The 10366-nt window shown below is 71.5% G+C and carries 9 protein-coding genes and 1 pseudogene; 8 read left to right on the top strand and 2 right to left on the bottom strand.

What is annotated here, in order from left to right; all coding sequences use genetic code 11:
• From ACSDR0_RS29305 to ACSDR0_RS29290, 4 genes and pseudogenes are all read left to right on the top strand, one after another.
• Window positions 1-829: pseudogene (locus ACSDR0_RS29305) on the top strand (phospholipid carrier-dependent glycosyltransferase); the annotation flags it as partial.
• 110 nt (window positions 830-939) lie between these two features.
• The gene (locus ACSDR0_RS29300) at window positions 940-2154 is read left to right on the top strand and encodes a hypothetical protein (RefSeq protein WP_435292126.1); all 1215 of its coding nucleotides are present in this window, start codon (window positions 940-942) and stop codon (window positions 2152-2154) included.
• Between the two features lie 111 nt (window positions 2155-2265).
• Window positions 2266-3759 (top strand): AI-2E family transporter, encoded by a 1494-nt coding sequence (locus ACSDR0_RS29295; RefSeq protein WP_435292125.1) that lies wholly within the window; start codon window positions 2266-2268, stop codon window positions 3757-3759.
• Window positions 3760-3904: 145 nt separating this feature from the next.
• Window positions 3905-4546 (top strand): hypothetical protein, encoded by a 642-nt coding sequence (locus ACSDR0_RS29290; RefSeq protein ID WP_435292124.1) that lies wholly within the window; start codon window positions 3905-3907, stop codon window positions 4544-4546.
• 48 nt (window positions 4547-4594) lie between these two features.
• Here ACSDR0_RS29290 and ACSDR0_RS29285 read toward each other — a convergent pair whose 3' ends face one another.
• Window positions 4595-4936 carry an ArsR/SmtB family transcription factor gene (locus ACSDR0_RS29285; protein WP_435292123.1) on the bottom strand — a complete coding sequence of 114 codons (342 nt, stop codon included), beginning with the start codon at window positions 4934-4936 and terminating at the stop codon, window positions 4595-4597.
• A gap of 100 nt (window positions 4937-5036) precedes the next feature.
• Between ACSDR0_RS29285 and ACSDR0_RS29280 the strand changes: the two genes are divergently transcribed.
• From ACSDR0_RS29280 to ACSDR0_RS29270, 3 genes are all read left to right on the top strand, one after another.
• Window positions 5037-5828: a MerR family transcriptional regulator gene (locus tag ACSDR0_RS29280; protein WP_435292122.1), complete on the top strand. Its 792-nt coding sequence runs from the start codon at window positions 5037-5039 to the stop codon at window positions 5826-5828.
• Window positions 5828-6670, top strand: coding sequence for a hypothetical protein (locus ACSDR0_RS29275; protein ID WP_435292121.1), 843 nt, complete (start codon window positions 5828-5830; stop codon window positions 6668-6670). The genes ACSDR0_RS29280 and ACSDR0_RS29275 overlap by 1 nt, the downstream gene beginning before the upstream one ends.
• A gap of 156 nt (window positions 6671-6826) precedes the next feature.
• A complete protein-coding gene (locus ACSDR0_RS29270) occupies window positions 6827-8359 on the top strand; it encodes a ricin-type beta-trefoil lectin domain protein (RefSeq protein WP_435292120.1) in 1533 nt (510 codons plus the stop codon).
• A 100-nt stretch (window positions 8360-8459) separates the two neighbouring features.
• Here ACSDR0_RS29270 and ACSDR0_RS29265 read toward each other — a convergent pair whose 3' ends face one another.
• Window positions 8460-9281 carry an NAD(P)H-binding protein gene (locus ACSDR0_RS29265; protein ID WP_435292119.1) on the bottom strand — a complete coding sequence of 274 codons (822 nt, stop codon included), beginning with the start codon at window positions 9279-9281 and terminating at the stop codon, window positions 8460-8462.
• A 131-nt stretch (window positions 9282-9412) separates the two neighbouring features.
• On the opposite strand from ACSDR0_RS29265, the gene ACSDR0_RS29260 reads away from it, so the two are divergent.
• A complete protein-coding gene (locus tag ACSDR0_RS29260; RefSeq protein WP_435292118.1) occupies window positions 9413-10333 on the top strand; it encodes an AraC family transcriptional regulator in 921 nt (306 codons plus the stop codon).
• Window positions 10334-10366 lie beyond the last annotated feature (33 nt).

Genomic DNA, 10366 nt, shown 5'->3' with positions numbered 1-10366 from the left:
CCTGGTCGCCTTCGCGGTGATGTCCCTGGTCTGGGACGCGGGCGCCCGCAGGGCGATCGGCCTGCGCAGGCCGTACGGCGGCTTCTTCGGCAAGGACCTGCCGGGCGCCCTGCCGGCCATGGCCCTGCTGCCCGCGGTCACCTACATCGTCTCCTGGAGCGGCTGGTTCGCCTCCGCCGGCGGCTGGGGCCGCAACTGGGCCCAGGCGACCTCGCAGGGTCCGGTGTTCTTCGTCTTCGACTCGTTCCGGTCGTGGCTGAGCTACCACTTCCAGGTGCTCGGCTTCCACACCGGGCTGGCGACGCCGCACAACTACGAGTCCGACCCCTGGAGCTGGCCGCTGCTGCTGCGCCCGGTGGCCTTCTTCTACGAGAGCCCCAAGAGCGCCTGCGGCGCCGACAGCTGCTCTCAGGCCGTCCTCGGGGTGGGCACCCCGGTCATCTGGTACGGCGGCCTGGCCGCCCTCATCGCCATGATCGCCTGGTACGTCGCCACCCGCGACTGGCGCGCCGGGGCCGTGCTCCTCGCCTACGCCGCCGGCTGGCTCCCCTGGTTCTACTGGGCGATCGCCGACAACCGGACCATGTTCCTGTTCTACGCGATCCCCATGGTCCCCTTCATGATCCTGGCGATCGTGCTCGCGGCCGGGCTGATCATCGGCCCGGCGAGCGCCCCGCAGGGGCGCCGGACCGTCGGCGCCGCGGTCGTGGGAGCCTTCGTCCTGCTGGCGCTCGTCAACTTCTGGTGGCTCTACCCGGTGCTCACCGCCGAGATCATCCCGTACGCCGAATGGAGTTCACGAATGCTTTTCAAGAAGGGCTGGATCTGAGCGTCCGCATATGAGCCACTTAGAAGACATTTCCTAGGGTAGGCACCGTGCAGGATCCATTACGTCACGTTCATCGTCAGAGCAGGCCCGCATACGGCAGACTTCGAAGCATGCCTGCACCGGACGTGGCCGCACTCCTGTCGGAGCTGGAGCGTTCCGAGCCCGCCTCCGCCGAGCATGCCCGCAGCGCGATCGACTGGCTGACCGGCGGCGAGCCACTGGAAACGATCACCGAGCTCAACGTGTGCGAGTTTCTCTGGTACACCCTGCCCTCCAAGGTCACCGGAGACCGCCCGGCGATCGCCCGCGCGCTGGGCCGGTTGCTGCTGCTGGGCGGCCTTGAACGCTACGCCGCCCTCTGCTCGTCGTCCACGACCACCCAGATCCTGCGCACCTACGCCCGCCTGGGCGAGGACGCGGGGATGGCCGCGTACCAGACCGCCCTGGACGCGACGGGCGTGCTCCCGCCCGACGTGCCCGAGCTGCGGTGGAGCTCGATCATGGGTCCCGAGGAGCTGGGCGCGCACGGTGCCTGCTCGGCCGCGCTGGAGCTGGCCATCGTCTCCGGTGAGCTCGTCCCCGGCCCCGCCGAGCGGCAGAGGCTCACCAGCCACTGGCTCACCACGCCCCGGCCCGAGCTGGGCGGCGACAACTGGCTGCACCGGGTCCAGGGCGAGCGGCTCAACCGCTGGGTCCTCGGCCGGGGCACCGCCTGGCGCGAGCTCGCCCAGCCCTTCGAGGTGCGGCTGCACGCGCCCATCCCCGCGCCGGACGAGGCCCACCTGGGAGCGCTGCGCTGGCTGCTGACCGTGGGCCGCCGCCCCGGAGGCATCCCGTTGACCCAGCGGCACAACCTCGCGCGTTCCGTGCTCGCCGAGAGCACCTGGAGCGGCGCGGAGCTCGCGGCCGTCCGCGAGGTGGCCCAGGACCAGATGGGCGCGCTGCGCCAGACCGGCAGGCGCCTGGTGACCACCCCGGCGGGCGAGCGCCTGCTGGGCGACGCCGACCTGCTCTGGGAGACCGCGGCCGCCGCCCTGCTCGCCCCCGCGTCGGGGGAGAACGGCTTCCGCGCCTCGGCCAGAGAGGTGGCGCTGATGCTGCTCGCCGACGGCGCCCCCGCCGACCGCGACCACGTCACCGCCGTGATCGACTGCGCGGAGTGGCAGACCCTGGAGGTCGACGCCTCGCTCACCGAGCTGGGCAGGCGCCTGGACGCCTTCGGCCTGCGCGTCGACGGCCGCCTCACCCCCGCCGGCCGCTCCGCCGCCCTGGCCGCCCTTCGCAGCCACGCCCTGCGCCCCCGCCAGTACGTCAACATGACCTGAGGGCGCCTCCCCTGTCTCCCGCGCCTCCCGCGCATCGAACCGTGCGTCGACCAGGGAAAGTATGGTGAGCCGAAGCCGACTATCTCTCCCCGGAAAGGGCAGTGGCCGCTGGTGCCCGACCCCATCTCCGCTGACCGCGCCACAGCGGCGGCACCGTTCCCGCCCGCCCCCGGCGTTCCGTTGTCGGAGGCGTCCGCACCGGCTTCACCGGCCGGAACCGCAGGATCCAGCACGTCGCCCGGCTCGACCGGATCCGCCACATCGCCCGGATCCGCCACGTCGCCCGGCTCGACCGGATCCACCCGCCCGGCCGAGCGGACCGGATCGGCGGGGCCGGATTCACCCGCCGGAGCCGGAGCCGGACCGGCCGCCGAGCTCGCGGAGCCCGCGGAGCCCGAGCCGATCCTGACCTCCGCGGGCCCCCTGGTCCTGCCGGACACCCCGCCCGCGAGCCTCGACGGCTCCGCGAGCGCGGCGCCCGTCCCCGCGGGCGCGGCCGTCGCGCCCTCCGGTGCGGCCCCTGGTGCGGCCCCGCCCCCGGGTGCCGCGTCGAGCCTCCCGTTCGGCCGTCCCGGGCGCTCGATGAGCAACAACCCGTTCGTGTTCGGCTTCACCGCCGCCCTCGGCGTGCTCACCGCCTGGTGGCTGGTGCAGGCCGTCGCGAGCGCGAGCTCGGTGCTGATCCTCATCGTCGTCTCGCTCTTCCTGGCCATCGGCCTGAACCCGGCCGTCGAGGTCCTCCAGCGGCGCAACGTCCCGCGCGTGGTCGCCATCACCGTCGTCTTCCTGAGCGTCATCCTCGTCTTCGTCGGCTTCGGCCTGGCCGTGGTGCCCCCGCTGACCGCGCAGTCGACCCAGTTCGTCGACCAGCTCCCGCAGTACGTCCAGGAGCTGCAGAACAACCCGGTGATCCGCGACCTGGACCAGCGCTTCCAGCTGCTGGAAAAGCTTCAGAAGTACGTGACGAGCGGCGACTTCGGCACCCAGATGTTCGGCGGCGTGCTCGGCATCGGGTCGGTTCTCATCGGGGCGGTCTTCAACTCGCTGACGGTGCTGGTGCTGACGCTCTACTTCCTGGGCTCGCTGAAGTCGCTCAAGAAGATGGCCTACCGCCTCGTCCCCCGGTCCCGCCGGACCCGCGCGACCCTGCTCGGCGACCAGATCATCGACAGCATCGGCGGCTACGTCGCGGGCAACCTGATCATCTCGCTCATCGCCGGTGTGACGACCTTCTTCTTCCTGAGCATCATGCAGGTCCCGTACGCCCTGGCGCTCGCCCTGATCGTGGCGCTCACCGACCTCATCCCGCTGGTCGGCGCCTTCATCGGCGCGGGAGTCGCCTCGCTGGTGGGGTTCTTCGTCTCCCCGACCGTCGGCATCGTCTGCCTCATCTTCTTCACCATCTACCAGCAGATCGAGAACTACTGGATCGCCCCGACCGTGATGAAGAGCTCGGTCGACGTGCCGCCGCTGGCCACGATCGTCGGCGCCCTGCTGGGTGGCGCGCTGCTCGGCGTGGTGGGCGCGTTGCTGGGCATCCCGCTGGTCGCGGCCATCCTGCTCATCCTGCGGGAGGTGGTCCTACCCCGGCAGGAACGCGCCTGACCGTCGCGGGACGGGAGCGGCATCCACTCATCCGTACACAACGCCACAAAAAGATTTTTTCCCCTCTTCGCCCCGAAAAAGACATAAAGCACGACAGCATGCGATAAAAGATCACTTGCACCTACTGTCTCTTCTTGGGGTACACGTGAAGCACCTTCGACTCCTCGCGGCCCAGCTGCTCGCGGCGGTCCTCGTTCTTACCGCCTTCTCCGGCCCCGCCCGCGCGGACACCCCCGAGGGCGACGCCCAGCTCGCCGCCGAGTGGCAGACCGCGTGGGACACCCACGAGTTCTACAAGGACGTGCCTCCCCTCCCGGGGTCGGGACGAAGCCGGGCGCAGGACTGCATCTCCATTACGATCGACGCCCCCATCCAGCAAGTGTTCTCGGCGTACTCGAACATCAACAACCACCTCGGCATGCACTCGTTCCTGAAGCGGGTCGTCACCCACGATGCCTGGACCAAGTTCGGTAAGCGCAACGTCAACTTCACCGCGGTCGAGGAGATCCCGTACGAGGGCTCGATCGTCGTCAGCAACACGCACGCGCAGCAGCGCATCGACCTCGACGAGTTCTACTACGAGACCGACACCTGGTCGGTGCCCAACGTCGTCACGCACCAGAAGATCGTCTTCAAGAAGCTGAGCAACAGCAAGACCCAGGTCACCGAGTACCTCACCTTCGACGCGGACACCACGCTGATCGACTTCGTCGTCGCGGGCGGTGTCTCCTCCCACGAGGCGACGCAGGCGGGCCTGAAGCAGGCCATCGAGAACGGCAACCTCTAACCCACCACCCGGCCGGGGCCCCTCGGGCGGCCCCGGCCACTCTCGCGGTCACGAGCCCGGCCGCCGCGACTCCCCCTCCAGCGCGTCGAGCCACTCGCCGGCGCCCCGCTCCCAGGTGGTGCGCCGCCCGGTGATCCAGCCCTCGGCCATCCGCGGCGCGCCGGGCTCGATGTGACAGGTGCGAACCCTTCCGGCCTTCTCGGTCCTGACCAGGCCGCACGACTCAAGCACCCGCAGGTGCTGCATCACCGCCGGCAGCGACATCGCCAGAGGCCGGGCGAGCTCGCTGACCGACACGGGCCCGCGGACCAGCCGCTCGACCATCTCGCGCCGCGTCGCGTCCGCCGGCGCCTGGAGCACCCGGTCCGGCGAACCATCTTGGTTGAGCATGTCCTTAAGTTTTGGGAGCGGAGCGGCGACAGTAAGGCAGCCACTCAAGCATCGACCCCGGGTTTGACCTTGCCGTAGCGTCAACGTTTCTAATGAGGGCATGCGGATCGGCGAACTTGCCGCGCTGGTCGGGGTGTCCGCCCGGACCGTGCGCCACTACCACCACCTGGACCTTCTCCCCGAACCCGTACGCCTGGCCAACGGCTACCGGGAGTACGGGCTGCGCGACGCGGTCACCCTCGCCCGGGTGCGACGGCTGGCCGAACTCGGCCTGTCGCTGGACGAGATCCGCGACGTACTCGCCGACGACCGGGGCAAGGAGCTGCGCGAGGTGCTTCTGGAGCTGGACGCGGACCTGGCCAGGCAGCAGGAGGCGATCGGCGCCAGGCGGGAACGGCTGGCCGGGCTGCTGGCGGAGGCGGACCCGCGTCCCGACTCGATGGTCTCCCCCGGCATGGCGGCGGTGCTGCGCGACCTCCCCGCCGCGGGTTCGAGGTTCGCCGAGATCGACCGCGAGCTGCTGGCGCTGGTGGACACCGTGGCCGACCCGTCGGGCCGGGCGCAGATGCTCGACCTGATGCGCCCGCTCGCCGAACCTGACGCGCTCGTGCGGGGACACGCCCTCTACCGGCGGCTGGACGAGCTCGCGGACGCGGACCCCGGCGATCCCCGCGTCGCCGCGCTCGCCGCCGACCTCGTCGCCCACATCCCCGACGAGATGGCCGCGGTGATGACCGCGAGGCCGGCCCCCGACCACGTACGCCCATCCGGCCCCGGCCCGGCGGAGGACGTGGACGGCGGGCGGTGGCTGGAGACGATGTACGCCGAGGTGTCCCCCACCCAGGCCGAGGTGTTCCGACTGGTCATGACGACACTCAAGGAGAGAACCTGATGCTCAGGGCCGCCCGCGCCGCACTGTTCGCCGTCATCCCCCTGGAGATGCTGTTCGTGGTCCTGCTCGTGTCGGGGGTGTCGCTCCCCGGCCCGGTGATCGTGGTGGCGGAGCTGACCGTCGCGTCGATGCTCGTCCTGGAGGCGGTGACCGCGTACCGGCTGTTCAGGGCCGAACGCCGGGGCGGCGCCGACCGGCGGGCGGCGCTCCTGACGACCTTTCACCTCCTGGTGCCCGTGCAGGTGCGCAAGCTCGTGGGGTTCGAGATGAAGGGCCTGGTGAGCGTCGCCCTGTGGATCGCTCGCCGCCGCGACGGCGTGCCGCCCGGCGCCACCGCCGTGCCGTACGCGCGGGAGCAGTCGCCGATCCTGCTGGTGTTCCTGTTCGTGATGGTCGTGGAGACGGTGGGGATCGAGCTGCTGCTGCAGGCGCTCGACGTACCGGACGGGCTGCGCGTCGCGGTGCTGGTGGCCGACGTCTACGGGATCGTGTACGTGCTGATACTCGCCGCGGCGAGCGTCACCCGGCCCCACGTCGTGACCGCCACGGAGCTGCGCGTCCGCTCCGGCGTGTACTTCGACCTGCGGGTCTCCCGTGACCTGATCGCCTCGGTGCGGCTGTCGCGCAACTACAACGAGAGCGGCATGATCACCGTGGCGGACGGGCGGCTCGGCGTGGTGGTGTCCTCGCAGACCAACGTGGTCGTCGAGCTGACCGAGCCGGTCCCCCTGGTCCGCCCCCTCGGCCGCCGCGCCGAAGCCCGCACGATCCGCTTCTTCACCGACACCCCGGACGCCCTGCTGAACGCCCTGCGGCCCTCCCCGCACCACAGCGCCCCCTGACCCGCGACCGGTCCGTTCTCGACGCCGGACTGATCTGATCAGATTCAGTCAGGTTCAGTCAGAATCTGTATTGACTTCGAACGCGGTAAATGAAAAGTTTCTTTCGAGAGAGCGCTCTCACGCCTCGTCCACCCCCCAGTCCCCCAAGGACCAGCCGTGAGATTCAGCATGCTGACCAGCGTGGCGGTGCTAGCCGCCGCGCTCGTCGTCCCATCCGCGACGGCACAGGCCGCCGCGGTACCCGATCCCAGCCCCGACCCGTCCAGGACGGCCACAGCCGAGCAGGCGATGCGGCGAGACCTCGGCCTGACCCCCGCGCAGGCTCGCGTCCGCCAGGCCCACGAGGCCGGGGCGGCCGTGGTGGAGCGGCGGCTTCGCACCCGTCTCGCCGACCGGTTCGCCGGCGCGTGGTTCACCCCCGACGAGGGACGGCTGAGCGTCGGCGTCCTGAACGGCGGGGACGCCGACGTCGTTCGGGCGGCGGGCGCGCTGCCGGTGCTCGTACCCCGGAGCGAGAAGCAGCTGGCCGCCACGAAGGCCACGCTCGACCGCGCCGCCGACGCCGCCGACGCCGCGGGCTCCGCGGGCAAGGACGTCCACAGCTGGTACGTGGACGTCGCCGCGAACACCGTGGTGGTGTCGGCGGCCGACCACGCCGCCGCCGAGCGTTTCGTCAGGGCGGGTGCCGTCGACGCCGCCGAGGTACGGATCTCCGTCAGCCAGGCGCCCAAGCCCCTGTACGACATCCGCGGCGGCGACCAGTACGTCATCAACGGCAACACGCTCTGCTCGGTGGGCTTCGCGGTCAACAACGGCGGCTTCGTCACTGCCGGGCACTGCGGCGGCACCGGCAGCCCCACCCTCGGCTACAACAACGTCAGCCAGGGCACCTTCGCCGGCTCGTCGTTCCCCGGAAACGACTACGCCTGGGTCCGTACCAACGGAAACTGGACGCCCCGCCCGTGGGTCAACAACTACGGCGGCGGCAACGTCCCCGTGGCGGGCTCCCAGGAGGCCGTGGTCGGCGCCTCCATCTGCCGGTCCGGGCGCACCACCGGCTGGCGCTGCGGCGTCATCCAGGCCAAGAACGTGACCGTCAACTACTCCGGCTCGCTGGTCCATGGGCTGACCCAGACCTCCGCCTGCGCCCAGGGCGGCGACTCGGGCGGCGCCTGGATCACCGGCGACCAGGCCCAGGGCGTCACCTCCGGCGGCTCCGGCAACTGCACGACCGGCGGCAACACCTTCTACCAGCCGGTCAACGAGATCCTCGGCGCGTACGGCCTGACCCTGACCACCACCGGAGGGGGCGGCGGCGGCCGGCTCATCGGCTGGCAGGACAGGTGCATCGACGTGCCCAACAGCAACGCCGTCGACGGGCAGCGCCTGCAGCTGTGGGACTGCAACGGCACCGCCGCGCAGAACTGGACCTTCCCCGGCGACGGCACCGTCCGCGCCCTCGGCCTCTGCATGGACGTGGCCTGGGGCTCCACCGCCAACGGCGCCGCCATCCAGCTCGCCACCTGCAGCGGAAACCCGGCGCAGCAGTTCGTCCTCAGCGGCGCCGGTGACCTGGTCAACCCGCAGGCCAACAAGTGCGTGGACGTCACCGGCTTCGGCGGCGGCGGCACGCCGCTGCAGCAGTGGGAGTGCAACGGCGGCGCCAACCAGAAGTGGCGGCGCGGCTGACCGTCCGTGCGACACCGCCGGGGCGGTGAGCGTCCTCACCGCCCCGGCGGGGTGTCACGACCAGGCTCGACGAGGTGTCACGACCAGGCTTGAGAGGGTGTCACGACCAGGCGCCGGTGGCGGCGACCTGGGCCACGTAGTCCTCGAACGCGACCGGAGGACGGCCGAGCACCCGCTGGACCCCGTCGGCCAGCTCGGCCGTGTGACCGGCGCGGTGCAGGGCGAACAGGGCGCTCAGCGCGTCGACCGCCACCACCGGGTACCCCTGGGCGAGCAGCTCGGCCCGGTAGGCCTCCGGGGTCAGCTCGACGTACTCGATGGATCGGCCCGCGGCCCGCGCGATGATCTCGACGGCCTCGCCGAAGGTCACGCCGCGCGGACCCGACAGGTCGTACGTTCGTCCCGCGTGCCCGTCACGCGTCAGTGCCGCCACGGCGACCGCGGCGACGTCGTCGACGTCGACGAACGGCTCGGGCACGTCGCCGATCGGCAACGCCAGCCGCCCCGCCCGCAGCGGCGCGTGCCACAGGTCCTCGTCGAAGTTCTGGTTGAAGTTGTTCGCCCGCAGGATCGTCCATTCAGCCCCCGAGTCGCGCACGGCCCGCTCCGCGACGGCCATGCCCTGCCCGAAGTCCTCGCCAACCAGGTCCAGGCCCCGGCCGGACAGCACCACGAAGCGCTTGACGTCCGCGGCCCGCTTGACGAAGTCGTGGACCGGGGCGGGGTCGTCGGGCGCCACCAGATATACCGCTTCGGCGCCTCGCAGCGCGTTCTCCCAGGTGCCGGGCTCCGACCAGTCGAAACGCACCTCGCTGGAACGGGACGCGGGCCGTACCCGCTCCCCCTCCCCCTCCGCGCGCAGCAGCCGCACCACCCGGCGGCCGGTCTTGCCCGGCGCGCCCAAAATCAGGATCTCGTTCATGTCATAGAGCCAACCGCCCGGGGAGCCGTACGCCCATGGCCGGGCGTACGCCGCGCCTGTCCGATCGTCCCGTTGTCGTGGCGCCCCGGGCGTACGCCGCGCCTGCCCGATCCTCCCGTTATCGTGACGGCATGGACCCGTACGACGACCTGTTGCGAGGGGTGCGCGGCGAGGGCTCCGTCTTCGGCGCGTCGGTGCTGTCGCCGCCGTGGGCGCTCAGGTTCGCCGACGGCCCCTCACTGACACTCGTCGCCCCCCTGCGCGGCGAGGGGTGGATCGTCCAGGGGGACGACGCCCGGCGGGTGCGGCTGGGCGAGGCGGCGATCGTGCGCGGGCCGGAGCCCTTCGTCTTCGCCGACACCGAGACACCGCGTCCGGCGCTGGACGTCCGCCGTGACGGCGCCGTCGCCGGGGACCTGACCGGTCGGACCATCCTGCTGGCCGGGTCGTACCGGGTCAACGGCGAGGTCGCGCGCCGCCTGGTCAGGGTGTTGCCCCCCGTTCTCGTGGTGCCGGACGACCATGACTGCAGCAGCATGGGCGCCTACCTTGAGGCGCAGCTCCTCTCCGGCCGCCCGGGGCACCAGATCGTGCTGGACCGGCTGCTCGACTGGCTGCTGGTGTGCACGCTGCGCGACTGGTTCGACCGGCCCGAGGCGGTCAGTCCCGGCTGGTACGCCGCCCTGAGCGACGACGTGGCCGGACCGGCCCTACGCGCCATCCACGACGACCCGTCCAGGCCGTGGACGCTCGCCTCCCTCGCGACCGCCGCGAGCGTCTCGCGCACCACCCTGGCCAGGCGGTTCACCGAACTCGTGGGCGAGCCGCCGATGACGTACCTGACGGAGTGGCGGATGGCGCTCGCCGCCGACATGCTCGCCGAGCCCGCCGCGACGGTCGCCACGGTGGCGCGCAGGGTGGGGTACTCCGACGCGTTCGGCTTCAGCTCGGCGTTCAAGCGCGTCCTGGGCGTGAGCCCGAGCGCCTACCGCGACGGCACCGGCGATGGCGCCGTCACCGCTCAGGCCCGCCTCTCCTCGCGGAACGCCTGACGGGGACGCCTCTCCAAAGAGACGTCCGGCCGT

It is taken from the genome of Streptosporangium sp. G11 (genome assembly GCF_051192615.1).
Taxonomy (GTDB): Bacteria; Actinomycetota; Actinomycetes; order Streptosporangiales; family Streptosporangiaceae; genus Streptosporangium.
Note: the sequence above shows the minus strand (reverse complement) of the source record. Positions and strands in the feature narration are given on the sequence as shown.

Bases quoted from the DNA above. Each gene is read 5' to 3' on its own strand.
- ACSDR0_RS29300 (WP_435292126.1), top strand. From the start codon at position 940: ATGCCTGCACCGGACGTGGCCGCACTCCTGTCGGAGCTGGAGCGTTCC.
- ACSDR0_RS29285 (WP_435292123.1), bottom strand. From the start codon at position 4,936: ATGCTCAACCAAGATGGTTCGCCGGACCGGGTGCTCCAGGCGCCGGCG.
- ACSDR0_RS29280 (WP_435292122.1), top strand. From the start codon at position 5,037: ATGCGGATCGGCGAACTTGCCGCGCTGGTCGGGGTGTCCGCCCGGACC.
- ACSDR0_RS29275 (WP_435292121.1), top strand. From the start codon at position 5,828: ATGCTCAGGGCCGCCCGCGCCGCACTGTTCGCCGTCATCCCCCTGGAG.
- ACSDR0_RS29265 (WP_435292119.1), bottom strand. From the start codon at position 9,281: ATGAACGAGATCCTGATTTTGGGCGCGCCGGGCAAGACCGGCCGCCGG.
- ACSDR0_RS29260 (WP_435292118.1), top strand. From the start codon at position 9,413: ATGGACCCGTACGACGACCTGTTGCGAGGGGTGCGCGGCGAGGGCTCC.